Source organism: Paraliomyxa miuraensis (assembly GCF_026337845.1).
Lineage (GTDB): Bacteria > Myxococcota_A > Polyangia > Nannocystales > Nannocystaceae > Paraliomyxa > Paraliomyxa miuraensis.
The window spans coordinates 159503-184501 of the sequence record NZ_JAOVZF010000153.1; the positions used below are offsets into that span (position 1 = coordinate 159503).

Here is a 24999-nt window from a genome sequence, read left to right on the forward strand (position 1 = left end):
CGTTGGATGAGTGGCGGGCTCGTGCTCGGGCTCGGTTGTGGACCGCATGCAGTCGAGCCGCCGACCGAGCTCGCGGAATTCTGCGGCTCCGACGAGCCGGTGCAGCTGCTGTCGGTGGGATCCGACGACTACGTGGCGAGACACACCGCGGGGTTTCAACGGGTCGGCGATCGCTGGGTGCTCGGATACGCGACGTACGCACCGGGCACGAGCCATCCCAGCTACGACTCTGGGGCGATCTCGACGACCACGATCTACTCCACGGGCCCGTGTGGGGAGGACCCGGCCGCGATCGGCGAAGGCATCGACGTCGTCTATGACCTCGAGACCTTCGATGCCGTCTTGATGGGCTGTCGCACGGCCACCGGTGACGTGCTCGTGCTCGACGCCGAGGGACGAGCATCTCCGCGCTCGTTGCTGTCGGCAGTCGGGTGCATCGTGCGGCCCTATGCCGGGGGCATCGTTGGGGTCGAGCGCGAGCCTGGCGAAGCGTACGGTACGCTCGTGTTCCGACCCAGCATCAGCGATCCCGCCATCCCCGCTCGAGTCGTGCTCGATGGAGTCGCGGTACCGGAGACGGATCCGGAGCACCCATTGTTTCCGTCGCTGTTCTTCCACGCCTCCGACCGGGCCGTGCTCGTCGTGACCCGGGCTGGCGAGCTGCTCTCGATCGACCCCCGCACGGGCGAGCATTCGGTCTTGCGGACCGCGGTACGAGCCTTCTACGCATCCACGAACGGTCGCTGGGTCTTGTGGCAGGAGGGAGCCCCGGGCACCACCCGGCCCGAGGACCCGGGCACCATCCGTCTGCTCGATCGAGACTCGGGTGAGGACGTCATCGAGGACCTTGGCACCGTGGACTTCACCCGTTCCCATGTGTCCCACGATGACATGGTGCTGATCGAGCAACCGGATGAATCGACACGCGTCGTGCTGCTGCCATCGTTGCAGGATCTCACCGTGGAGCCGGAGCTGTTCGTCAGCTATCGTCATGCGAGCGGACCGCTGGTGCTGGGGACGGGAGACCCGTCGCCAGGCATTGCGTTGTTCGGCATGGAGCCCGAGTCCGGCGACATGTGGCTGATCGGCGACACGACCATTTGGTACCCGAGCATCGATGGCGACCTCCTGCTCATCGACAAGCACGACGAGTGGGACTTCGACTATTGGCGCACTTCCGTGCAGGGAGGCGAGCCCGAGCTCCTCGCCGAGCACACGTACTGGCCGGCATTCCTCTCGGAGGGTCGCCTGGGGGCCGTGCGCGACATCGGTGCCAATTGGCATGGCGAGCTGTGGATCGACGATCCCGAGACCGGCGAGTCGACTTTGTTGGATCGCCGTGTGTTCATGAGCGTGCTCGGGCCTCATCAGGTGCTCGAAGGCACGGGAATCGACTACCCGTGGCCCTACGGCGACGACGTGGTCGTGTGGTCGGTCCACGATGGCAACCGCTCGGGCCTCTGGGCGGCGCGGGTGAAGTGATGCCCGGCGATACGTCCGGAGCCGAGGGCACGACCGGAGGCTCCGACCATCACTCGGCCTCGGACGAGGATGATCCGGGAGTCACTCGCACGGGCAAAAGCACTCCCCCGCGCCGCAATCGAGCAGGTCGACCTCGAGGGACAGATCCCAGCCGGCCTCATGGGCTTCGATCCGAGCATGCAGGTGTCGGTTCCCATCGGGCATTCCGAGGTTCGAGCCGTCCATCGGCTCGAGCACGTCGAAGGTGCCGATCGGCTCGGAGCCGAAGAAGCTCAGGGCGAGCGGATGGACCCCAAAGTACTCCTCGAGCGGGAGCTCTTCTTCGGGTCGTAGCATCAGGGTGACCTCGACTGCGGGGCCCGTCTCCGGTGACGGGTATTGCACGAGGACGACGTAAGGAAGGTGAGTGCAGGCGTCCACCCCGAGCCACGCCTCGCCGATCGTGAGCGGCCCGTCGGGGGTGATGGCCGACATGACGTCGATGAATGCCTCCGGCTCGTAGCATTCCTCGGGGTAGGACGGCGGGCCCGTGTCGTCGGTCGTGTCGCTGGCCGTGCCCACGGAGCCGGATGTCGACGTCGAGCCATCGCTAGGGGGCTTGCCGGTCGTGGCGACCGGGGCATCCGTCCCCGCGGTCCCGTCCATCGCAGACGCATTGCCGGCCGCAGACATCGAGCCCTGCGTCGTCGTCCCCGTGCCCTGCGAGCCGTCGACGGTCGGGTAGTCGTTGCACCCTGCGAGCGGCACGAGGCGCGAGACGAGGGCGGCCATGGTGGCGGCAGCGAGCGACGTCCTGGGTGCGAAAGTGGTCATGGGTCGATCACCAGCACGCGGAGCTCATCCGGATCGTACTCCTTCACACCAACCGCGAGCCCACCATCGGGCCACCAGGCGAGCGCGAAGGTGCGCAACCGCGCCGTCTCGGGTCCCAGCCTCGCGCCTGCAGTGACGGTCCCCTCGTCGATCCACACGAGCCACGGGGTGATCTCACCGATCGGCGGGGCCTCGTCCGACAGGAGGATCGCTGCGACGAGGCTCCCGTCGGGCTCGACCACCATTTGCCAGATCGAGCCCGCAGTGGCGGCGAGGCAGTCGAGCTCCTCGAGCACGTTGCCGTTCTCGTCGTGGTGGATCGCCCAGGGTCCTTGCTCGCGCTGACCGTAGATCCAGGTTCCACCGTCGCCGTCGCCCAAGAACCCCCTGGCGCCGTCGTCCGCCCCGTTCACGATCGAGACGTCGGTCGACCACCGCACCGCGCCTTGGCCGTCCAACCGCAGCAGGATCCGTTGACGGTACCAATCCAGACCCACGCCGAGCACCGCGATCTCGTCACCTACCAGCACGATCGGACCGATGCTCAGGAGCGACGAGAGCTTCTGGGACCACTGCAGCCCGCCATCGTGGTCATACTGCACGAGCAGGCCGCGGGTCTGCGGCGTGTTCTGCTGCTCGGTCCTTCCGGCGGTGACGAGCCGGTTGGCGTCGATCGCTGCGCTCCCATAGAACCCGAACCAGGTGCCCAGGACCGACCAGCGTGATGCACCCGTGTCGTCCCACGAAGCGACCCAGGGCACAGCGGCTTCGCTCACGTCGCTCCTCCCCACGATGTATGTGTTGCCAGCCACGTCCACCGCCAGATCGCCAATGATTCCATCGACCGTCACCGACCACATCCGGGTACCGTCGGCGTGATGGCGCGCCAACGGACCGTGGTAGCTCTCCAGGATCATCATGCCACCATCGGGGAGCGGGACGATCGAGTGGATGCTCGTGTCTCCGAACGCGATCCATTCCGCGGGCTCGCTCCCATCCTGGCAGTCCCGGCATCCGGGCTCGCCATCGCACTCCTCCCATGCACCGATCGCCGCGTCACCGCAGACCGGTGCGTCGAGCTGCTCGCACCGCGCCAGATTGGAGTCTGGGCATTGAGGACCATCGGGGCAGCTTTCTGTGCTGGAGCTGGAGTCTGGCTCGGATGGTCCAGTGGTGTCGTTCGCGGAGTCGCTTCCGGTCGAGTCTTCGGGCCACAGTGGGATCCCGCTCGCGTCATCACCCGAGCCCTCGGCTCCGTCGGGGGTAGGACCGTTGCAACCGACGACGACCGAGAGCACGAGCCCCACGCCCGGAGCCTCTCGTCGGCGCATACGACCCATCCCTCATCGTAGACGGGCGCCTCCCGACGGTCCAGTCGATTCACGCGCCCGTCAGCCCGAAGGCGGTCGCGTGGGCCAATCGCATCGCGAAGGGATCGGGCCACTGTGAGCCGCAGCTACAGCGGTGCCCGGGGATGCGCTGCGCGGCCGTGGCGTCCGGTGCGAGATCGAAGCGCACCTGAACGAGCGCCGGCTGCAGGGGGCCATCACAGTCGGGGCACCGAGGGATCGGACGATGCATGTGGCGTACCCTCCCGTTGGCGATGATCGTGGAGCCGCGCGTGATCACGGGGATGCGACGAGCGAGCACGTCGAGCGCACCGGCGAAGCCGGTCTCCCAGAGGTGATCGTCGAGACCTACATCGGGTTTGGGCGCGTGCGACCAGAGCGGCCCCCGGCTCTCCCGGGCCTCGAGGCCGCCCGCATGCTGTGCCGCCTTGATCCGCTCGCCCCAGGATTCGCTGGCTGGGGCTCGAGACGCCATCGCACCATCGTCCACGGACACCGAGTCGCGGAGCCGATCGTAGTCCGTGGGCAGCCGGAACCACAGCGCATCGTCGAGGCCGGACACCACGACGTCTGGCTCCGATTCCTCCTCGAAGAGGATCAAGAACAGCTCGCGGTCATCCCCCCGCCACACGTACTGCCGTCGATGAGGTGCAATGTGCTCATGCTCGAGCGCTTCTCGATCGGCCGTCGTCCATACGACCAGCACGCGGTCGCAATCCTGGAGCTGCCGCTCCGTCCACTCGAGTGGGGGGTCTTCGACCTCCCGGTCGAGGATCACGTCGATGCCGTCCGACCGCAGTCGATCCGCCAGGGCGCGAACGCGTTGCACGAGCGCCGACGATCCCTGGGCGAACACCACGAAGACCGAAGGATGCGATGAACTCATGACTCCGACTCCTCCCAGTACCCATCGCGGCGCAGGCGTTCGAGATAGATCTGGCTGCGTCCAGTCATGAAGCGATAGCGGGCGAGCCCCTCTTCATCCACGCCATCGAAGCGCACCATGCCGTTGCGCCGGTGGAAGCGCTCCGCACCGGGCAGCGACGAGCAGTGCATCTGGCCCCCATGACCATCGGCGTGGCTCCGCCAAAGACCTGCAGCGACCAACAGCGAGCCCACCCCACGGTAAGCGAGCTCCGGCGCTCGATTCCAGGGCGCCGTCGACACCCGCAGCGCGTGCGTTCCGTAGAGATGCACCTCGTCCTCGCTCACTTCCAAGAACCGTAGGCCCTGGAGCCGACGGTCTGCGAGCAGAGAGTAGCAGGCAAACCGCAGCGGTAGCGCCAACGCCAACTCGATGAGTTCCGCCCAGTCCCAGTGGGCATCTTCGTACGCCATCGCCGCTGGCCAACGAGGCGCCCAGTCTCGAGCCCAGCGCAGGCCATCCTCACGGGTGCTCGGGCGCAGCTCGGCCTCGATCTGCAGCTCGTCCCGGCGACGAACGATGAAATGGCGCCGCTTCCGCATCAGGTCGAGGCTACGCCGGTCGACCGTGACCAGCCAAGGTTGGGTCACCTTGGTCCAGGACCGCATCGCTCCGTGACGGGTCGCCGCCACGAGGGAGCACCTGACCGCTCCGCTCGCCGCCCGACCACCCGATCCTCACGTGCTCGCGTCAGCCGTCGACCTCGGCCGTTCCTTGCTCGGCCCTTCGGCGCGCCTCCATGTGCGCCGTGGCCGAGAAGCGCAGACCGGCCATCGTGCGCCAGTCACGGTAGCGTCGCCAGACTCGAGCGACGAGGTCCTGCGGGCTGGTTGCGACCTCGGCCTCGGCGAGGAAGTCGCCGACGTACTGCACATAGGTCGGGAGGTAGTCCTTGCCGAACGGCTCGCCGTGGCCGGGGTAGAAGGTCTCGATCCCCTCGAGTTGGGCGAGGGTCTCGACGTGTGCGAGCAGGGTGTCCACGTCCATCTCGTTGAGCCAGGGATGGACGCGGTTGTAGACGAGATCGGCGATCAGCATCGCCTTCAGCACGGGGATCGACAGCGCGGTCGAGAACCCGTGCTCGCCGCCCACGAAGGACTCGATCCGCACCTCCACGCCGTCGACGTGCAGGCTCTGTGCCTCGTAGGGCGTCAGCTCGACGGGGGCGGCCATCAATCCCGGGAAGAACTTCTGGAGCGGCTCGTCGAAGCGCACGCGCAGCTGCGGCGCATCGTTGGCCGTCTGGGGGCGGGCGAGGAGCCGGACCTCGGGGAACGCCTCGGCAATGACCGCGAGGCCTGCGTAGTGGTCCGGGTGTGCGTGAGTGATCCAGACCCAGGCGAGCTCCTTGTTGCGCGACTTCAGCAGCTCGACGACGGCCTCGGCCTCGGGGATGACCATCTGCGCGTCGACCAGGCCGATCTCGGTCGGGCCCTCGATGAGCCAGCTGTTGACCGACGCCGAGTACTCGGCCGACTTGTGGGCGAGGAGCATGACCGGGCCATCGGTGGCATAGGGCCCGAGGGTCGCCGCGTCGTCGCGCTGGCCGAGGCCCGAGGGCGGCATGTCGGCCTCGGGTTCCGTGCTCGGTGCGGGCGCTCGAGTGGGCTGGGCCGGCGTCGTCGTGCAGGCCGCCATGAGGAGTAGGGCACGAACGACGGTGTACGGGTGGCGCATGTCGCACCATGACATGGGGAAGCCCCTCGAATGAAGCGCCACGAGGCAGATGCGCTGGCCGACGGCACCAGCGCGTCACCGGACGCAAAACCGAGAACGAGAAATCGGCAAACGTTTGCCGATTTGGCGGAAACTGCGCGGTGTGAGGCGATCAGCGTTCGGGGTCGTCGCAGCAGCACTGGTAGAGCTCGAACCAGCCTTCCCCGGAGAACGCGAGCGGGGCGTCGCAAGGGCCTTCGATGGGAGTCACCGCGTCGCGGATGTCGTCACGCTGCATGCGGAGACCGCGGTCGTGAGCACGGCTCGCGAAATCGCGACGGGGCCTCCCTCGGCGATCCACTGAGCCACGCTAGGTCTCGTTCCCAGGGCCGTCAAGCTGACCAGCGTGGGAGTCATCCCAATCGCGCGAGCAGATCGCAGAGGGTGGCCACGGGAGTGGGACGAGCGGCATCGATCTCCTCCGCGAAGGCCTGGAGGTGACGCGATGACGTACGCCATCCAACAGTGGGCATCGGTATTCGAGCACGTCTCCGGACTACCCGCCGGACAGAGAGTCGCCTTTGCGAGACGTTCCTTGGCTCATCCGCTCGAAGCTGGCGCGCTCGTGAGCGCAGGGTGGCCAGTGGGTCAGTCGGCCGACTACCGATTCCCTCCGGACTCCCGATGTCGCGGCCTCCACGTTCACGAATACCCCGATCGCTGGGAGGTGCATCTCGATCAGGTTCATCCCCACTGTGATTTCGGCGAGCATCTGCGGCGTGATGCTCCCCATGCGTGGTGCATCGGGGGCGCTGTCCTCGGAGCCGCGTTGGGCGTCGCGATGTCGAAACGAGGGGAAGGGGCACTGGCGGGAGCGGGGCTCGGGTTGCTCGCTGCTGCGCTCCTGCTTCCGGGTGACCAGTAGCGCCGTTGTGGGTCGCTACGACACCCGGCGGGATTTCAGCCCGGCGGTGCTCGAGCAACGAGGCTCACGGGCACGGTGAGCCCGGCAGCACGTGCACCTGCACGGCATACTCCGGCGCACCGTTGCCCGGGTGGCGGACCTCGAGCACGTACGAGCCGGGATCGATCGGCCGGAGCACGGGCTTGAGGAAGAAGCCGCCCCAGGTTCCGAGGACTTGTTCGACCTCGATGCCTTCGTGGTGGAGGTGGAGATCGAGCTCCCCGTCACCGATCCTTCGAAGATCGACGACGAGGTAGCTGGCACAGGCCGCCTCGAACGAGAAGAAGTCGGGACGGTCGGCACAGACGGCCAGGCGGTCCTGGCCCTGCTCGGCGGTCGAGCCGAAGAGGAGCTGGTCGCCGAGGGTGACCTGAGCGGTGTCGGTGGTGTCGAGGACGAGCGGGTGAGGGGAGGCGAGGTCGTGGTTGCCGTCATAGTCGTCGGCGCAGGGGTCGACGAGGGCCCCGGTCGAGTCGAGGCCGGATGGATCGCCGCCGAGGACGGTTGCGGTGCTCGTGGCCGTGAGGTCGGTGGTTCCGGCTCCGGTGTCGTGCTCCCCGTGCGGTGGACAGGCGGTGAGGACGAGCGCCAAGAGTGGCACCGTCGTTGGTACGGTTCCATTCGTCGACATTGCGATGCTCCACGATGCGCCGGCTCGGCCGGTGCGGGTCTCGAAAGGGGCGGCCGTCGGCGGACTGCCCAGAGGGTCTTCGTTGGTTCGTCAGGGCTGCGTGCAGCAGCACACCACTGCTTCAGGTAGCGTGCCTCCATTGGGACCACCAATGAGATCCCAGCGGATCGAGTCGTGGCAGCCCCCGGCGACTGCGGTCGAGGCAAGGAATCCAATATCGCAGTCGAAGTCCGCCGTGAGCCCATAGCGGAGGCCATACCATTCACCTCCACATGCGGATGGAATCTGGGGCTCCGAATCCACGCACGTCTCGCCATGGGATTCACAGACACTCGCGCAGGTCATGTGCCCCTCCTCGGCGAGCGCACAGTAGCCCGTCGGTGGACAAATTCCCTCCCAGCATTCACCCACTGCACCTACCATGGTGCACGAGTGCCCGCACGATCCGCAGTGGTCTTCGGACCAACGAAGGTCGGCGCACTCGTTGCCGCACTGCACCTCGCCATCGTGGCACCGCAGGGGCTCGATGTCCGAGGTGTCCTCCTTGCCCGAACCCACGCTCGTCGACGTGTAGCTGGCGGAGACTTCGTCGCCGGGCTCACGGCCCGAGCCACTCGAGTCTCCGCCCTCGTCGTTGCTCTGCACGATGTGGCGGCTGCATCCCGCACCCGCGAGGGCGACGCCGAGGATCGCGAGCCACGCCGAGTGACCGACCTTCCGCCTGATGGTCATCGGTCGAGCCTCCATGCCTGCGCCGCGGCCTGCCAGTCGGGGTGAGTCGCGCCCAGGTGTCCCGTCATGGCCTGGTCGAAGCCGAGCCAAAACGCGTTGCTTGGATCCGCAGCGATCCAGGTTCCGGTTCCGTAGTAGGTCGCGAGCATGGTGAACATCATCATGAAGCCTGGTTTGGAGCCGCTGAGCCGGAACATGCGCAGCGCGCTGAGCCAGTCGTGCTCGTTGTTCACCCCCGCGGGGCAGGGGGCGTCGATCGCTGTCGGACAGACCGGCGAGTTCCGTGGGACGTCGGAGGCCACCGCATTGGTTGCGTCATTGACCTGCACGTAATGCGTGCGTACCGCACAAGCGCCGCACTCCTCGTCGTCGACGTCGTTCCAGGCCGCCACCGAGTACCAGTGCCCCATGCCTTCGATGGCGGCCGCGCCCTGCCACTCGCTCGAGGACATGAGGTGTTGGGGGCTGTCGCAGGTCGGGTCGGTGGAGGGATACGTGGTCGGGTGGTAGCAGTAGTTGAGATCCGATGGGCCAAAGGCCGCGTGGATGGCGGCCATCGTCTGCTGGTGGCCATACTCGTGGGCAGCCGTGAACTTGCTGTGCCACGACTCGCCAGCGATCACGACGCTCGGCTGGTTGCCAAAGGTGCGGTCGGCTTGCGTGTACCCGGGGAGCACGTTGGCGGCGTCGTAGCCGACGAAGAGCCGCGTGTCCTCGAGCGGCTGCTCCCCGAGGGCGGCAAAGCGATCCTCGGCGAACGTGATGGCCCACAGCGGTAGATCCACCGGGGTCATGTCGAATGTGGGAAGGAAGGGAATCACCACGGTGGTCTTCCCCGCGAGGTCGGCGTTGACGCCGGCGACGCTCGGAATCTCGAAGTCGCAGACCGTCATGGTCTCGTCGCAGTTGTACCCGACGATCTGGTTCCCGGTGGCCGGCGCCGTCGGATCCTGCGGGTCATCCCAGATCGCCCACCGCGTCCACTCGACCGTCAGCGTCGTGCTCGGGTCCTCCAACTCGAAGTCGGCGCACCCGGCATCGCCCGGATCGGGCGGCGGCGGCTGCACCCCGCAGCTGCACGCAGGATCCGAGTCCCCCGGCAGTGGTGCCCAGCCTCCGAGCGGGCGCCAGCCCCACACGACCTGGCCCGTCGATTCATCGAGGATCCGTGCGAGCCGCCGCTGCGCCGGATAGGCCGTAGGTCCCAGGTTGCGCCCGTACTCCTCCCAGAACTCCATTCCATCGGCGGCGCGAGGCGACGCATCCCAGAAGTGGTCGCCGATGTCGAAGTAGAGGCACAACCGATGCGGCACCGCGTGCGCGGGCCCAGCCCAGGCGAACGCCAATCCACCGAGCACACACGCTGCCCCATACCGTCCTCTCGCTCGACCGCTCACCGCCATCGCCTCCATCGAGGTGGTCGCTCGCCACCACGACTCGGCCTAGCTTCCACTCCCCACCCGTCCACATCGAAGGTCGATAATTCGAAAGATTCCTTGCGAACCCAACGCCGAGTCGCATCGATCCATCACCATCCGGTGGGCCATGCAGTGGCGCGCCGCTCCGTCACCGCTTCGCGGTCGCTCGTCCCGCTCGCAGCTCCACCACCAGCTCCTCACGCTCCCCGATCACGAACGGCGAGTGCGTCGCCAGCAGCACGTCGACGTCCACCGCCTTCGCGATCGCGAGCAGCTGCCCCACGAGCCGCTGCTGCCACGTGACGTGCATCGATCGCTCCGGCTCGTCCACGAGCACCAGCGTGCCGGGACCCACGTCGAACAGCAGCGCATGAAACAGCGAGATCCAGCGTTGCTCGCCCGATGACAGCGCATCCAGCCCGAGCGGCCCCTCGTCGAGATCTTCGATCTGCAGCCCATGCTCCATCTCGACGAACGCCCGCCCGTTCAGCAGCACGCCCTCGAGCGCGGCGTGAAACAGCGCGATCCGCCGCTCGATGCTCGCCACCGCGGCGAGGCTGGAGTCGCCGAGCACCTCCGCCCACGGTCGCCGCTGCACGACGTCGAAGCGATGCACCGCCACCCTGCGCACGAGCGCGGTCATCCACCCTTCTCCGAGCGGCCAGCGAGCGCCGCCGATCCGCCGCATCCAGGCCTCGTGCGTACCGAGCACCTCGCCGTCGAGCTCCCACCGCTCGGGCCCACGCCGCGTCACGCTGGGGTCGGCCGCCAGCAGATCCTCCTGCTCGTCCTCGAACCCGAGCATGCGGTGACGCTCGACCCGGCCATCGGGGTGCCGAAGGCACAGGTCGATCCAAGGATCGACCTCGAAGTCGAGCCACGGCATGTCCTGCTCGGTGCGCGTCACGTCGAGCGCGGTCCCGTCGCAAAAGCGCAGCACGAGTCGCTCGATCGGCAGCGATCGCAGCGGCCGAAGATCCAGCCGCAGCAGCCCCTCGATCCACGAGAGGATCGCGGTCTTGCCCACCCCGTTGGGCCCGCAGAGGATCGTGACGCGATCCTCGTACCGCAGCTCGATCTCGTGGTCGTGGCGATGGCCCACCCCGTCGACCGAGATCCGCTCGATCCGGAGCCGCGCGGGCTGGGGTGGGTCCACCATCGACGGGATCCTACTCGCCGACTCGTTCCTCGGCCGTTCGTTCGTCCCCCGGATCCTGGTCCCTCGGATCCTCGCCCGGATCCTCGCCCCCATCCTTCGCGCCCGGAACCCCGGCCGTCTCTGCGGTCGAAGCCTTGCGGCCCCTGGCTTCGGCCTTGGTGGTGTGGCCCTCGTCCCCGCGCCCCGGCTTGCCCCTGGGCACCCGCGCGCTCTCGGCCGTCGACGGCGCCCGATCCACGCCGTCCTCGCTGGGATGCCCCTCGAACCCGATCGGCGCCGGAGCCGTCACCGTGCCCTTTGTGTGCTTGGGATCCACGTACACGACCAGCAGGTCTCCCACGGTCGGGTCGCGCTCGCGCGGCACTTGGTTGATCCGCGACAGGTCGCCCACCGTGAGATCGAAGCGCGTACCGATCTTCGCCAGCGTGTCTCCGCTGCGCGCTCGATAGCCGCGCCTCACCTTGCCGCGCCGCCGCAGCTCCGCCTCGAGGTGCGCTCGCGATCCCCTCACCACGTGCTCGACCTGCGCGGGCTCCCAGATCTCCACGTTGCGCGCGCTGGCGTCGAAGCCCTCGGGCACCAGCACCTGCAGCCACAGCCCGCTCTGCAGCCGAGCGCGGGGATCGAGGTCGTTCCACCGCACGAGATCCGACCACCGTACGCCCAGCGCCCGCTCGAGATCCGGCGGCGTGCTGGCGCGGTTGGTCTCCAGGAACACCAGGCGCTGCCCTGGCCCCGGCACCAGCTCGGGCACGGCCGCCAGGGGCAGCGGCTCGGGGTCCCCGGCCGCCGCGTGGCCGCTGGTGGGGGGAGGATCGACGGGAACCACCAGCACCACGCCCCCCACGACCTCGGCCGCGTCGCGGATCCCGTTGAGCGTGCGCAACTGCTTCTCGGTGATCCCGTGGCGCTTGGCGATGGCCGCGAGCGCCTCGCCGTGCTTGACGGTGACGGTGCCCTCGCTGCGCCACAGCGCCTCGAGCTCGGGACGCACCGCGGCGAACGCCTGCGCCTTGTCGCGGGGGATCCGAACCGTGGTGGGGCGCTCGGGCGGCGTGCGCCCGCGAATGAACGCCGCGTTGATCTCCGCGAGCCGGCTGGCATCGGTGTCGAGCAGGCGTGCGAGCTCCGACAGTGATGTGGAGCGCGCGAGCTTGACCTCGACCCAGTCGAGCTCGGCATCGGGCGTCAGGTCCTTGGGCCCATAGCCCAGCGCCCCGCGGTTGCGTCCCACCAGCGCTGCCGCGACGATCTTGGGCACGTAGTTGACGGTCGCGTAGGGCAGGCCGCTCTCGATCTTGGCCAGCGCCCAGAAGCTGTTGGTGTTGTGCCGCTCGATGGCCTTCATCACCAGCCCATAGCCGGCGTTGTAGGCCGCCAGCGCCAGCTCCCACGAGCCGAAGCGCGCGTGCAGATCGGTGAGGTAGGCCGCGGCGGCGTAGCTCGACTTCTCCACGTCGAAGCGATCGTCGACCCAGAAGTCCTGGTGGAGCCCATAGACGTTGCCCGTGGCCTCCATGAACTGCCAAAGCCCCGCTGCGCCCACGCGCGAGCGCACCCGCGGGTCGAAGCCCGACTCGGCCAGCGCCACGAACACGAGATCCTCGGGTACCCCGACCTCGCGCAGGATGGCTCGCAGCCGACGCTCGTAGCGACCCGCTCGTCGCAGCCACCCGCGCATCAACGCGCGGCCGGGGTCGCGGTCGCGAAAGTAGCGGAGGTAGTCCACCAGCCGATCGTTCCAGCGCACCGGGAGGGCCGGGCGCTCGAGCTCGGCCATCCACGGCTCGGGCGGTGCCTCGATCAAGCTGGGGGCAGCTCCGCCCTCGGGAAAGCTCGCGCGTTCGAATGCGGCGAGCGCTTGGTGGAGCTCCCAGTCGGGGACGTGCGGCGGAGCCACCCACGCGACGTGCAGAGCGTTGCCGTCGGGACGGTCGCTGCGGACCTGGGCCCGCCCGGCCGAGGACGCCCACACGGGGCCCACGCGCTCTTGCGCCGCCGCTGAGGGGCCCTTGGCGAGGGCAGGGGGGACGAGCGCCGCGAGCCACGCGACCACCACCGCGGCCGTCCACATGGGCGTCGCCAGCCCCCTTGGCGAGCGCCCGGGCCCGCCCACGGCCCCGTTCTTCGTCCCACGGGCGTACCGGGGGCCCCCGCCCCCCACGCCCCGATTGCGCATGTCGCCATCCACCATCGGCGCCACACGCTAGCAAAGGCGAGGAAAGCGGACTACCTTCCACCCATGCTCGTCGGCATGCTCAGCGGCTTCGAGATCGCGATCATCATCGTGGTGCTCCTCCTCCTGTTCGGGCCGTCCAAGCTGCCGCAGCTCGGAGAAGGCGTCGGCAAGATGCTGCGGGGCTTCAAGAAGGAGATGAAGGCGATCGAGGATGACAAGGCGGCCGATGCCGCCGGAACGGCCGCCAAGGCCATCGATCACGATGGTGACGAGATCGACGTGACTCCGAAGAAGTCCGAGGGGTCGAGCAAGGCGAAGGCCTGAGCCAGGAACAGCCAGGCGAAGCCTGGCGGCAGGCCCCGCGGCGCCGGGAGGCGACGCTCTCCCCCGGGCCGCCAAGAACAGCCAGGCGAAGCCAGGCTGTTCCTCAGAGCACCGGTCGCAGCCGCCGCCGGATCGCCACCGCCAGTCGCGGTGGCAGGTGGGGATCTCGGTCGATCTCCTCGAGCTCCTGGCGATTGAGCAGCCCCACCAGGCGCAGCGCGGTTGCCAGCGGCAGCCTGGGATTGCGCACCAGAGCCCTGCGGATCCGCGGGGTGTGGCCGAAGCGACGCGAGCGGAGGACCATGCCGAGGACCGCGGCCGAGGCGTGGCGGGCGGTGGCGATCCGCAGGATGTCGTCCTCGGTCACGTGGGAGTTGCCCAGGAGCAGGCGCACCACGTCCACGTGGGGATCGACGAGCAGACGCTGCAGCACGTTGCGATCCCAGGAGCGGGCCAGGCTCTTGCGCTCCCCCAGCGTCAGGGGTCGGGTTCCAGGCACCAGCGGGCGGGGCTCGGCGGCTTGCTCGTCGGCGATCTCCTCGGGGGTCAGGAGCAGATCCATGCATGCGCGCAGGCCCAGGGTCTCTGCGGCCTCGAAGATTGCCCGCTGCGTCTCGTAGGGGAGGCGCTCCTCCCCGAAGAGATCCACGGCCGCAAGCAGGCTCACGTCGAACGGGGGTCCCCCCGCTCGACCGGCGGTCGCCAGGGCGTCGAGCAGCCAGGCGGCCTCGGCCGGGCTCCGTGCACTCAAGATCTCGGCGAGCTTGGCGACTCGCATGCCGCGCTCGGGCAGCGACGCCAGCCGGCTCGCGACCTGCCGCATGTCGACCTCGGTCGCGACGGCCACCAGAGCCTCGTCCGCCATGGCACCGCACAGTCTCGCACGAAACCCGTGCGGTGCATGACCGCCGCGACGGTTCATGCATCGTCGCGGACGCGGGCTACTGCTTGGCTGGCGGCGTCGCCTCGGCCGGCGGCGCCTGAGCCGGATCAGCCGCAGGCGCCGCCTCGCCCTTGATGTGCTGCCGGTAGAGCTTCTCGAGCAACGGGCGGGGATCGGCGGTGTTCTCGAGCGCGATGCTCGTGCCCACGAGCGCTCCGGCGAGCACCAGCAAGAGCACCACCATCACGACCCCGAAGGTCGACATCCGCTCCTGCTCGGCTTCGGACTCGAGATCGTCGAGCGCATCGAGCTTCGGCGGGCTCTTGGGCTCGGACTCGGGGGGCTTGGACTTGGACTCGGGGGGCTTGGACTCGGTGCGCGGCGGCTTGGCCGAGACCTCGGCCGCGGGGCGACGCGCGGGTTGCTTGTTGGTCGTCTCGTCGTCGCCCTGCGACGGCTTGGCTCGGGTCGGCGGGGTGTGAGGCGGGATGCGCTCGGACTCGGGCCGCTCGGCCCCGTGCTCGACGGGCCGCGCCAGGACGGCCGCGTCCGGCGTGACGATCATGGTCGGCGCGTCGTCGTCGTCCTCGCTGCCGATCTCGGGATGGTGGGTCGACTGGTCCTCGTCGAGATCCTCGTCGACGTCGATCGAGACCTCGTCGGCCGGTGGCCGGGGCTCGGGCCGACGCCGCTCGGAAGCCGGAGGCATGGCGGCGACCTCGACCTCGACCTCGTCCTCGTCGGTCGGTGGTGGACGACGCACGGGAGGAATGTCGACCGGGGTCCGCCGTGGGCCGGGCGGCACCATGTGGATCTCGGTCTTGGCCTCCTCGGAGGGGGTGGACTCGGCCGCGGGCCGAGCGGGCTCGGTCGACGGCGTGGGCCCCACCGATCGCGGACGTCGAGCCGCCGTGGCCGTGGGCTCGGGTCGCGGGCGCACGGGCGGCACCCCGGGGACGGGCGTGGGCGCGGGCTGTGCTGCCTCTGGCCTCGGCTCTGGCCTCGGCTCGGGCCGTGGTTCTGGTCGCGGCTCCGGCCTCGGTTCTGGCACCCGCTCGACGACGGGCTGGATCCGGGCGGCCACCGCCACCGCCGGCTCGGGCTCCGGCTCCGGCTCGGGAGCCGCGGCCAGGCCGGTCGCTTGCTGCACGCTGGCGTGATAGTCGGCGGCCGAGCGGAAGCCACTGGCCATCCGCATGCCCTCCTCCACGAGGCCCGGATCGTTGGCGGCCCCGAAGTCGAGGATCATGCGGAACGCACAGTGCGGGCACGCCACCTGCACGAGGACCGCGATTTGGTCGTCTCGGACCTCGAAGGGCCCGGCGCACTCGGGGCAGGAGATGATCATGGGGAGGTCGAGCTTTGGGAGAACGCTACGGGACTAGAAGTCCAGACCGACGGAGACCGTGTACTGCTGCTGGAGGCCGGAGCCGTCGACGACGGTCTCTCCGTCGACCGTGCCCTCGGACTTGCCTCCGGGCACGAACATCGCCTCGAGGCCGATGCGGATCACGCTGAAGATGATGCGCGCGCCGAAGTGCGGGCGATGGCGCACGATGGCACCACCATCGGCAAAGACGAACTCGCTGGGCGGCTTGTTGACGGTGCCACCCATGCCGTCGGGGAAGTCGCAGGCGTCGGGATCCTCGTTGTACGCGTCGGGGAACTCGTCGCACGACGGGTTGGCGTTCAGCACCTGCGAGCGCGAGAAGATGATGAGCGCCTCGTAGCCCACGTAGGGCGTCAGGCTGAACGTCTTGCCCAGCCCGAACAGGTGCGAGACGGTGACCGCCGGAGCGGCCGTCGTCATGTTGAAGTCCTTGGCGCCGAGCAGCCGCGAGAAGCTGCCACGGATCGCGATGGACGGGATCGGCAGGTGGTGGAAGCCCTCGTGGAACGCGATCTTGCCGTAGCCGCCCAGGGCCCACATGCGGCTGTCGAACAGGTGGGTCGCGCCGCCGCCGACCTCGACGCCCGGCCACAAGCCCTTGCGACCCATGATCTGCATGCTGGGGGCCGCCGTGTCGGCCCCGCTGGTGGCCTGCCAATAATTCTGGTTGCTCGACAGCGTGTTGATCGACACGTCGGCCGAGATCGCGAACCCGGACAGACCGAGCGAGTCGGCGGGATCGACGACCTTGGGCGCCATGATCGTGCCGAGCTCGGAGGACAAGCTGCGGAACGCCGCGTTGTCCTGCACGATCCTGGTGCCTCCACCCTGCGTCTCGAGCGATCCGAGCGGGGTGAGATCGAGGTCGTACTTGCCGGCATGCGCGTTCGCGGGCAACGCCATCGACGCAGCCATCGCGAGGACCAGGCAAGCAGCCCCGGCGACGCGGGGGCCGGCGACCGGCATCGCAGGGGCCTCGGCCTTGGGCGCCAGGGAGTTCAGGAGGTGCACAAACCGGCGATGCATGCGGGGCTCCGAGCTCGATCGGCCGGCGGAGCGTATCTTGCGCCGACGTCGCATGTCAAGGAATGCTCGGCCGTGACGGCCCTCGGCGGCGCCGGCGGCGACTTGGCGGCGAGGCCGGTGGAGGGTGGGAATCGGTGGGCCATGATGGGTGGCCGTTGCCGGCGGCGGAGCCCGGTTGCTACGGTGCCCGGGATCTCGAACGGCAGTGAAGCCCGCCCCTCCCAAGCGCCCCAAGACCGGTCCGACCCGCCGCTTCGAGCCCCGCGAACACGTGGTGCTGCTGGTGCTGGCGCTGCTGTCCCTGCGCGCGGTGAGCCTCTTGTGGGTCGATCCCATCACCTGGCCCAGCGCCGATGCCGACCTTGCGGAGCGCGCCAACTTCCGCGTGGCCCTTTGGGGATTGATCGGGGTGGCGAGCTTCGTGGCGCTCGTGGCCTGGTGGGTCATCACCGGGTTCTCGGGCTACGAGAAGACCGCCGGCCTGCGGATCCTCCGACGCCCCAGCGCGCCTCCCAAGACCCTGGGGATCGGCCTGCTCGCCCTCGTGGTGGCGGTGGCCGGGGTGATCGCGCTGTGGATGGGCGCACGCTCGGCCTCGCTGGCGGTGGTGGTCGCCCTGGCCACGGGCACCGTGATGGTGGTGGTGCTCGCCCGGTACTTCGCCGTGTTCGCCACCCTGAGCATGGTCGGGATCGCGATCGGCGTGGCCGCGCTCATCGTGGTGCAGTCGGTCGCGACCGGCTTCCAGCACGAGTTCGAGCGCCGCGTGCTCGGGGTCTACGCCCACATCAACGTGACGCGCTCGTTCGGCATCTCCGAGTACCGGCGCTTCGAGGGCTACCTGCGCACCGTGGCCGGCGTGACCGGGGCCAGCCCGTTCGTCTACTACGCGATGGCGCTCGCCCCCGTCGATCCCGAGGGCAAGCGCGAGGGCGACATCCGGCGCGCCAGCGTGCTGGTCAAGGGCATCGAGCCGCAGACGGCCGCCGAGGTCATCGATCTCGAGGCGCACCTGCGCGCGGGCAGCAACGAGCCCAGCGACCCCGTCGAGATCGCCGAGCTCGAGAGCGATCTGGTGCTCCAGCCGATCCAGGATCGCGAGGACGATCGGCTGCCGCCGGCCGTGGCCGAGGTCCCCGATCCTCGCGGTCCCGGCTGGTACGAGCAGGCGCTGCAGGCCTATCGCGCCCAGCCCGATCACAAGAAGTACGGGCGTCGCCGCGTGGTGGCGGTGGACCAGGACGAGTGGCCGCTCGATGACGGCGAGCCCACCGAGCCCATCGATCCGCAGGACCTGCCCACGATGTTCGTGGGCGTCACCCTCGCACGCGAGCTCGATCTCTCGCAGGGCGACGTGGTGATGCTCGTCGATCCGGGCGCCACCTTCGACACCTCGGAGGCCCCCGAATTCCGCCAGTATCGCATCGCAGGCGTGTTCCGGGCCGGCTTTCAGGAGTACGACAGCCGCCTGGTCTACGTGCACATCAAGGAGCTGCAGTACTTCAAGTACCGGGGCAAGGACACCGTGTCGGGCGTGGATCTACGCCTGGCCGATCCGTACGACGCCCCCGACGTCGAGCAGGTGCTGCGCCGCACGATCGGAGCCGAGGAGTACTCGATCCTCGAGTGGCAGAAGCTCAACGCCAACCTGTTCCAGTCGATCAGCACCCAGAAGTCGATCCTCACCGTGATCCTGAGCCTGGTGAGCACGGTGGCCGGCTTCAACGTGCTGGCGGCGCTGTGGACCATGGTGGTGCGGCGCACCCCCGAGATCGCGATCATGTCGTCGATGGGGGCCACCGAGTCGGGCGTGGCGCGGATCTTCCAGCTCGCCGGCATGACCATCGGTGCGGTGGGGAGCGTGGCCGGCGTGGCGTTCGGTCTGGTGCTGTGCTGGCTGGTGGAGCTCTACGGCTACACGCTCGACCCCGAGGTCTACTTCATCGAGCAGCTCCCGGTGGAGCGCTCCGGGGTGCAGGTGGCCGCCGTGCTGGCCCTGACCATGCTGATCTCCTTCGTGGCCACGATCCCCCCTTCGCTGCGCGCAGCCAAGCTGCGGCCGGTCGAGGGTCTACGCTACGAGTGAGGGGCATGACCACGCTGGCCCTGACCAACCTGGCGGTCGTGCGGATGATGGCCGCCCGCCTCATGCTGCGCGACGACGTCCCGGGCCCGGGCGTGCGCAAGCTCGGGATCGTCTCGGCCGTGGTGTCGGTGGGCTGTGCGCTGCCGCTGGTGCTGGGGATCCACCACCTCGCGCTCGTGGCGGGCCTGGGGCTCGCGAGCATGGGCCTGCTGGTGTGGATCTGCCTGCGCCTGCTGAGCCCGGCCATGGCCGTCTCGGTGGTCGGCGTGGCGCTGGCGTGCTCGAGCCTGATGACCGCGCTCTCGGTCACGGCGGGCTTCCAGCTCGAGATCACCCGGGCGCTCGCCCGGCTCAACGGCCACGTGCTGCTCACCAAGTACGGGCTGGACTTCTTCGAGTACGAGGCGGTGGCCGACGCCTGGCGTGCTCGCGAGCCGGTGATCGCAGCGTCGCCGTTCGCCTACTCGATGGTGGCGGTGGTCCACGAGCCCGGCGCGTCCGACGACGAGGACGGCGACGACGGCGAGCCGAGCGCGGCCGACGAGGACGACGCCCCGCCCGCGGGCCCCTCCATCGTGATCGGCAAGGGTCTGGACCCGGTCCGTGCGGCCGAGCTCGATGGCTTTCGCGAGGTCCTCGGCACGGGCGATCCCGTGGCGGTCCTCCGCCCGGGCGACACCCGCCACGTGCCCGGCATCGTGCTCGGCAAGGGGCTGGCGGCGCGCCTTCGGGCCGAGGTCGGATCGCGGGTGCGGGTGGTGGTGCCGGCCGAGGTCACCGGGCGCGACGAGCCCCCCGGCCCGGCCCGTCACGCGCCGTTCGAGGTGCTCGACATCCTCTCCACCGGCACCAGCGAGCTCGATCGCAACCTGGCGCTCATGCACATCAGCGCCGCCCAGGCGCTGTTCTTTCGCGAGGGGCGGGTCACCGGCATCGAATTCGAACTCACCGATCCCGAGCTCGCCGAGGAGGTCGCGGCCACCATGACGGCCGAGCTTCCCCCCCTCTACCGCATCAGCACCTGGAAGGAGACCAACTCCCCCATGCTGATCGGGCTGGCCCAGATCCGCGCCACGCTCGCGCTGGTGCTGGGCTTGATGGTGGTGGTCTCGGCCTCCTCGCTCATCGCCAGCCTGCTGCTGCTGGTCCGTCGCAAGCGCCACGACATCGCGGTGACGATGGCGGTGGGAGGGTCGCGCTCGCTGATCTTCTGGGTGTTCGAGGCCGTGGGCTTGCTCGCGGGCCTGATGGGCGCGGTACTCGGGCTCGGGCTCGGGGGCCTCTACTGCCTGGTCATCGACGCCTTCCGCTACCCGCTGGGCGGCGACGTGTATCCGGTGGATCACCTTCCGGTGGTCGTCCAGCCCATCGATGCGCTGGGGCCGGCGGGGGCCGCCGTGTTGCTGTGCGCGCTCGCCAGCGGCCCGGTGGCCATGCTCGCGGCACGCGTGCACATGCTCGCGTCCCTCCAGCGCTGAGCGGCTCGGCAACGACCCGCGCCAAGCGGCCTGCGCGTCACCCTCGATGCTCGGACGCGCTGCCGCCGTCGTGGCGTCTCAGCCGTCGTCGATCACCACGTCGCCGTCTCCGCCACCTTGGCCGTCGTCGACCTTGAGGGTCTCGATCTTCTTCTGCGCCACGTCCTTGGAGTAGCTCGAGCAGCAATCCATGCGGATGTACGAGGACCACTGGTCGAGCGCACGGGCGTTGTCACCCTTGGCCTCGTAGGCCAGCGCGGCGCCAGCGAACGCCTCCTTGTTGGAGGGGTAGGTCGTCTGCGCCTTCATGTACGTCTTGAGCGCGTCGTCGGGCTTGTTCATCTCGAGCAGCACGTCGCCGATCTCGGTGAAGACGAACTGCGCCTTGGGGTCGATCTCCGCCACCTGGCGCAGCACCTCCTCGGCCTTCTCGAGCTGGCCGATCTTCTTGAGCTCGCGGCCATAGTAGAGCCCGTAGTCGCTGTTCTCGCCGTTCATCTCGAACGCCCGGCCGAACGCCTCGGCGGCCTCATTGGCCTTGCCGGCCAGCTGACGCGTGTGGCCGAGCATGAAGTGCATGTCGGGGTCGTCGCCCTTCTTGGCGATCGCGGCCGCGTAGAGCGTCTCGGCCTCGTCGTAGTTCTTCTGCTCGAACCGCACCTTGGCCATGCCGGCCTGTGCGTCGGCATTGTCGGGCTGCTGCTCCAGGATGCGGGTGTAGATCTTCTCGGCGTCCTCGAGCTTGTTGTTGCGGACCCGAGCGGCCGCCTCCTCGAGATCGGAGGCCAGCTTGGCGGCCGCCTCCTCGGGGGTGAGCTCCTTTTCGCCGCGATCGCACGCTGGAACGAGCAGGAGGGCCGCGAGGAGGACGGGGACGAGGCGCACGGAGGTCATCGCAGCCGGTGGTTAGCATGGGGTACGAAAGCCTGTCCACGGCCGCAGCCGCGTAGGGGCCGGGCGTCTGGTGAGGGCTGATGGTGAGGGCTGATGGGGGCTGGGCGATGGCAGGCGTGGCGGGGCTGTGAAGGACGCCGCTCGTGGGCGTAGCATCGCAGGGGGACCCGCGATGAGCGTCGCTGGCGATGGGCCCGGCGACGACGGTCGTGCGGGAGACGAGGGCCGTAGTCCACCGAACTCGGTCGGGGACGCGGGGGCACAGTCGCGTGGGGGTGCCCCGGCCAGCACGGAGCTGGGGCAGGAGCTGGGGCAGGAGCTGGGGCAGGTGCTGCGCCAGGGCGTGAAGTCGGCGCTGGCGCGCTGGGTGCTCACCAAGCGACGCGAGCGCATGCGAGCGGCCGAAGGGAGGGCCGAGGGGAGCGAGCGCGGGCGGTCTTCGTCGCGCTCGCCGATCACGCCGCAGGACGAAGCGACGCACATCGACGGCGGACCCCTGGCGACGCAGCGATACTTCGCCGAGGACTACACGTTCGTGGCCGCGCAGCCCGAGCTGGGGTTGGTGTTGCGTCTCGAGCACCTGCCGGGGCGCGACTCCCAGCGCGTGTGGGTCGTGATCCTGCGGCCCGATGGCGCATGGGCGCTGCGGGGGGGCCAGCTGGTGCTGCGCGCGGCCGACGACGACCGCTGGCGTGCGGGAGGCCTGCAGCTCGATTGCGAGACGCCGCTCCAGCGCTGGACCCTTCGCTTCGTGGGCCAGCTCGAGCGCGTCAACGAAGGGGCGCGGCGACCTCCGCTGCGCGTGGTGGGAGCCGAAGGCTCCTGCTCACGTCGCGCCAGCATCGACTTGACCTTCGTCGCCACCTCCACCCCGCACGTTCCGGGCACGGACGACGATCCCGAGCTGCTCGCGCGACGGCTGGGAGAGGCGACGTGGGATGCTCGCCTGCTGCGGGCGGCACGACGCGATCGCCCGCGCGGCTACGTCCAGCTCGGCGAGCTCCATGGCACGGTGGCGCTGGGCGATCGGCTGCTGCCCGTGCGCGCGGCCTCGCTACGGCAGCACGGCTGGGGGGTGCGCGACTGGGGAGCGTGTGATGAAGCCCATCAGTGCTTCTACGCGACCGAGGATGAGCGGTGCGGTTGGGTTCACCACGCACGCTTTCCCTTCGTGACCCTCGAGGGTGGCTTCGCCGCTCACCGGGGACGTCGCGAGGCGGTGCGCAGCCTCGGGTCGACGTTCCAGGCGCGGCCGCGGGGGGCCCCGGCGCATGTGAGCCTGTCGGTGGGCGAGGCCGATGGGACGCGGCAGCTCCAGCTCGAGCTCGTCTCCGAGCTGTCGTTCGTGGTCGATGGCCGCGGCCGCGTGGATCTGGCGCTCATGCGGGTCGGAGGGCCCGCGCCTGGTTGGAGCATTTGGGCCGGATTGCATCGCACGCTGCCCCGGCGAGGCTGAAAACGTCAGTGCCTTGGGCGTGGGCGCGAGCGCACGCGCTACGGCGCGGCGGCCGACGCGGACGACGACGAGTGATGGGTTCGCGCCATGACCACGCCCGGACCGAGCAGCCACTGGGCGGCCGAGGGCTCGTGATCGAAGGTGCGTAGCTCGACCAAGACGCCCTGCGAGGCCACGCGTGACGCGGTTCGAAGCACCGAGGAGGACGCCACCAGGGCGATCCTCCGCAGTCCCAATCCCGCGGCCTCCCGCAAGAACTGCAGGGCCGGGGCCAGGCACGAGGTCTCGTAGCCCGCCACTTCGCGAAGATCGACGAGCAACCCGGAGGAGGGGGAGGCGCGGAGCTCTCGGCGTAGATCGTCGGCGGTTTGCTCGAGCATCTCTCGGGTCACGAAGCCGCCACCATGCACGCGAATGCAGGCGGTGCCCAAACTGGCCGCGAGCTTCGATGGCTGCTGCGTGTAGTGGATGGGGGGTGCCAAGGCGAGGGAGATGGGAGGTACGAGATCCCGCGCTCGCGCCGTGGGGACGGGCGCGAGAGCACGTGGGGCGAATCAGCGCGGCGTTGTTCACGAGCCTCGAAGCGCCTGCGATGGCCACTCGAAGCCAGCGTCCAGCATAGAGAAACGCCGCCGCGGAAGCAACGGCTACCGACATGCGAGACCCCCGATCGCCAGCTTGCGTGGTGGCCGACTCGGGGGCTCGTATCGGGCCCAAAGGGCGAGGTCGCGGTGGCCCAAACTGGACCATCTGCGACCTCCGATTGGGTCAAGACTTCATTGGCCAGGGTTGGCGCGTTGGCCAGGGTTGGCGTTCTTGGCCAGGGTTGGCGTTCTTGGCCAGGTATTGGTACGGGGCGTCGAGAAGACGCTCAACCGCCCGTGGTGTCACCACCGGCGGTGGTGTCTCCGCCCGCCGTTGCGTCGCCGCCGCCCGAGGTCTCACCGCCAGTGAGATCGCCGGTTGGGTCGTCGGTGGTGGTGGTGGTCCCGCTGCCACCACCCAGCACCTGCGCTTCGCAATCCTGGGACACATCGTCGCAGCTCACGTCGAGCTGGAGCTGCTTGCCCGCGCCCACCGAGGCTCCCAGCTCGATCTCCACGAGGCCGCCCACCGGGTTGTTGGACGCATCGAGGGCCTGCAGCCGGACCGTGTCGAACTGCCGGCCGTTGATCTGGCGCATCGGGTCGGGCACGGGGATGTAGCCGGCGAAGTCGCACAGGTCGAAGTCGTGGGAGATGAGCATGGTGGCGCTGGAGATCGACCAGGCCTGCACCCGCAAGCCCTTGATGGTCACGTTGTCCGCGGTGCACTGCACCCCGAAGTCGTCGATCTCGACCTGGAACCGAACCTCGAGTCGGGCCGGCGCCAACCCCAGCTCCACGCTCACGGTCTTGGCATTGCCACCGATGATCTCCACGCGATCGTCGGCGGTGAGGCCACCGAGGTTGTCCAGCACCGCATCGCCCTGGTCGTCGATGCCCAGCACGAACATGTCGTGGGTGCCGGCGGGAACCCCGGCGAGGACGAGCTCCCCGCCCGCGTTGTCGCAGGTCTCGGTCTCGGCGGCGACCGAGCCCTCCTCGCCGAGCTCGACCCGAACGTCGACCACGTTCTCCTGGTCCTCGTTGCAGCTCACCCCCGGCGCGAAGGTGTAATTGATGGTCAAGCCACCGCTTTGGGGGTCGTCACCACAGGCGGCGAGGGCCAAGGGGGCAAGGAGGCCCAAAGCGGCGATGCCGCGGGCAAAGGGAAGACGCAAGTCCATGATCATGCCGTTGCTGCTCCTGAAGGGCGTTCCGCATCGTCGGGCGCAATGCAGGGGGATGCAAGCATGGTCGGGCCAAACGCGCGGCCGGCATGGGACGGCAGGGTCCGGGGGCTTGTTCATGGGCGATCTCGTGGAGTTTGGTGGCCAAGGAGGGCTGGAAGCGCGCTGGTCTTGGTGGGGAGTTGGTGGCCAGGGAGGGCTGGAGCGCGGTGGTCTTGGTGGGAGTTGGTGGCGAGTGAGGGCTGGAGCGGGCTGTTCTTGGCGGCCCCTCCGGGAGCGTCGCCTGTCGGCGCCGCAGGGCCTTGGCGGCAGGCTGCGCCTGCCTCTTTCTTGGAGAGGCGGTCAGGATCTGCATACAAGGTAGGACATGTGCGACACGAGCC

Annotated in this window: 22 protein-coding genes; 5 read left to right on the top strand and 17 right to left on the bottom strand. The window is 69.2% G+C overall.

Features of this window, described 5'->3' with window-relative positions; translation table 11 throughout:
- The first annotated feature begins 6 nt into the window (after positions 1-6).
- Entirely contained in the window at positions 7-1482 is a 1476-nt protein-coding gene (locus OEB96_RS21305; protein ID WP_266218280.1) for a hypothetical protein, read from the top strand.
- Between the two features lie 81 nt (positions 1483-1563).
- On the opposite strand, the gene OEB96_RS21310 is transcribed toward OEB96_RS21305, so the two are convergent.
- The 11 genes from OEB96_RS21310 to OEB96_RS21360 form a co-directional block, all read right to left on the bottom strand.
- Positions 1564-2253 carry a hypothetical protein gene (locus OEB96_RS21310; protein ID WP_266218282.1) on the bottom strand — a complete coding sequence of 230 codons (690 nt, stop codon included), beginning with the start codon at positions 2251-2253 and terminating at the stop codon, positions 1564-1566.
- Between the two features lie 38 nt (positions 2254-2291).
- Positions 2292-3215, bottom strand: coding sequence for a hypothetical protein (locus tag OEB96_RS21315; protein WP_266218283.1), 924 nt, complete (start codon positions 3213-3215; stop codon positions 2292-2294).
- A 460-nt stretch (positions 3216-3675) separates the two neighbouring features.
- Entirely contained in the window at positions 3676-4530 is an 855-nt protein-coding gene (locus tag OEB96_RS21320; protein WP_266218285.1) for an SEFIR domain-containing protein, read from the bottom strand.
- Positions 4527-5159 carry a hypothetical protein gene (locus OEB96_RS21325; RefSeq protein ID WP_266218287.1) on the bottom strand — a complete coding sequence of 211 codons (633 nt, stop codon included), beginning with the start codon at positions 5157-5159 and terminating at the stop codon, positions 4527-4529. The genes OEB96_RS21320 and OEB96_RS21325 overlap by 4 nt, the downstream gene beginning before the upstream one ends.
- Before the next feature lie 100 nt (positions 5160-5259).
- Positions 5260-6207: an MBL fold metallo-hydrolase gene (locus tag OEB96_RS21330; protein ID WP_266218288.1), complete on the bottom strand. Its 948-nt coding sequence runs from the start codon at positions 6205-6207 to the stop codon at positions 5260-5262.
- 190 nt (positions 6208-6397) lie between these two features.
- Positions 6398-6523: a hypothetical protein gene (locus OEB96_RS21335; RefSeq protein WP_266218290.1), complete on the bottom strand. Its 126-nt coding sequence runs from the start codon at positions 6521-6523 to the stop codon at positions 6398-6400.
- 691 nt (positions 6524-7214) lie between these two features.
- Positions 7215-7781, bottom strand: coding sequence for a hypothetical protein (locus tag OEB96_RS21340; protein WP_266218291.1), 567 nt, complete (start codon positions 7779-7781; stop codon positions 7215-7217).
- 129 nt (positions 7782-7910) lie between these two features.
- Positions 7911-8552, bottom strand: coding sequence for a hypothetical protein (locus tag OEB96_RS21345; protein ID WP_266218293.1), 642 nt, complete (start codon positions 8550-8552; stop codon positions 7911-7913).
- Positions 8549-9865, bottom strand: coding sequence for a hypothetical protein (locus OEB96_RS21350; protein WP_266218295.1), 1317 nt, complete (start codon positions 9863-9865; stop codon positions 8549-8551). Before OEB96_RS21350 ends, OEB96_RS21345 begins: the two co-directional genes overlap by 4 nt.
- Before the next feature lie 253 nt (positions 9866-10118).
- Positions 10119-11129 (bottom strand): AAA family ATPase, encoded by a 1011-nt coding sequence (locus OEB96_RS21355; RefSeq protein ID WP_266218296.1) that lies wholly within the window; start codon positions 11127-11129, stop codon positions 10119-10121.
- Positions 11130-11139: 10 nt separating this feature from the next.
- Positions 11140-13203: a transglycosylase SLT domain-containing protein gene (locus OEB96_RS21360; RefSeq protein ID WP_266218298.1), complete on the bottom strand. Its 2064-nt coding sequence runs from the start codon at positions 13201-13203 to the stop codon at positions 11140-11142.
- A gap of 168 nt (positions 13204-13371) precedes the next feature.
- Here OEB96_RS21360 and tatA point away from each other — a divergent pair, with 168 nt between their 5' ends.
- Positions 13372-13632 (top strand): twin-arginine translocase TatA/TatE family subunit, encoded by a 261-nt coding sequence (tatA, locus tag OEB96_RS21365; RefSeq protein ID WP_266218299.1) that lies wholly within the window; start codon positions 13372-13374, stop codon positions 13630-13632.
- A gap of 103 nt (positions 13633-13735) precedes the next feature.
- On the opposite strand, the gene OEB96_RS21370 is transcribed toward tatA, so the two are convergent.
- The 3 genes from OEB96_RS21370 to OEB96_RS21380 form a co-directional block, all read right to left on the bottom strand.
- Positions 13736-14497, bottom strand: coding sequence for a hypothetical protein (locus OEB96_RS21370; protein WP_266218301.1), 762 nt, complete (start codon positions 14495-14497; stop codon positions 13736-13738).
- 76 nt (positions 14498-14573) lie between these two features.
- Positions 14574-15863 carry a zinc ribbon domain-containing protein gene (locus OEB96_RS21375; protein WP_266218302.1) on the bottom strand — a complete coding sequence of 430 codons (1290 nt, stop codon included), beginning with the start codon at positions 15861-15863 and terminating at the stop codon, positions 14574-14576.
- Positions 15864-15896: 33 nt separating this feature from the next.
- The gene (locus tag OEB96_RS21380; protein WP_266218304.1) at positions 15897-16931 is read right to left on the bottom strand and encodes a hypothetical protein; all 1035 of its coding nucleotides are present in this window, start codon (positions 16929-16931) and stop codon (positions 15897-15899) included.
- Positions 16932-17136: 205 nt separating this feature from the next.
- Between OEB96_RS21380 and OEB96_RS21385 the strand changes: the two genes are divergently transcribed.
- Both OEB96_RS21385 and OEB96_RS21390 read left to right on the top strand, forming a co-directional pair.
- Positions 17137-19017, top strand: coding sequence for an ABC transporter permease (locus tag OEB96_RS21385; RefSeq protein WP_266218305.1), 1881 nt, complete (start codon positions 17137-17139; stop codon positions 19015-19017).
- 5 nt (positions 19018-19022) lie between these two features.
- Positions 19023-20495, top strand: a complete 1473-nt coding sequence (locus tag OEB96_RS21390) for an ABC transporter permease (RefSeq protein WP_266218307.1) — start codon at positions 19023-19025, stop codon at positions 20493-20495.
- Positions 20496-20573: 78 nt separating this feature from the next.
- Here OEB96_RS21390 and OEB96_RS21395 read toward each other — a convergent pair whose 3' ends face one another.
- Positions 20574-21389 carry a tetratricopeptide repeat protein gene (locus OEB96_RS21395; RefSeq protein ID WP_266218309.1) on the bottom strand — a complete coding sequence of 272 codons (816 nt, stop codon included), beginning with the start codon at positions 21387-21389 and terminating at the stop codon, positions 20574-20576.
- Positions 21390-21561: 172 nt separating this feature from the next.
- On the opposite strand from OEB96_RS21395, the gene OEB96_RS21400 reads away from it, so the two are divergent.
- The gene (locus OEB96_RS21400; protein ID WP_266218311.1) at positions 21562-22845 is read left to right on the top strand and encodes a hypothetical protein; all 1284 of its coding nucleotides are present in this window, start codon (positions 21562-21564) and stop codon (positions 22843-22845) included.
- Between the two features lie 38 nt (positions 22846-22883).
- On the opposite strand, the gene OEB96_RS21405 is transcribed toward OEB96_RS21400, so the two are convergent.
- Together OEB96_RS21405 and OEB96_RS21410 are read right to left on the bottom strand one after the other, a co-directional pair.
- Positions 22884-23327: a SpoIIAA family protein gene (locus tag OEB96_RS21405; RefSeq protein ID WP_266218313.1), complete on the bottom strand. Its 444-nt coding sequence runs from the start codon at positions 23325-23327 to the stop codon at positions 22884-22886.
- Between the two features lie 389 nt (positions 23328-23716).
- Positions 23717-24619, bottom strand: coding sequence for a hypothetical protein (locus OEB96_RS21410; RefSeq protein ID WP_266218314.1), 903 nt, complete (start codon positions 24617-24619; stop codon positions 23717-23719).
- Positions 24620-24999 lie beyond the last annotated feature (380 nt).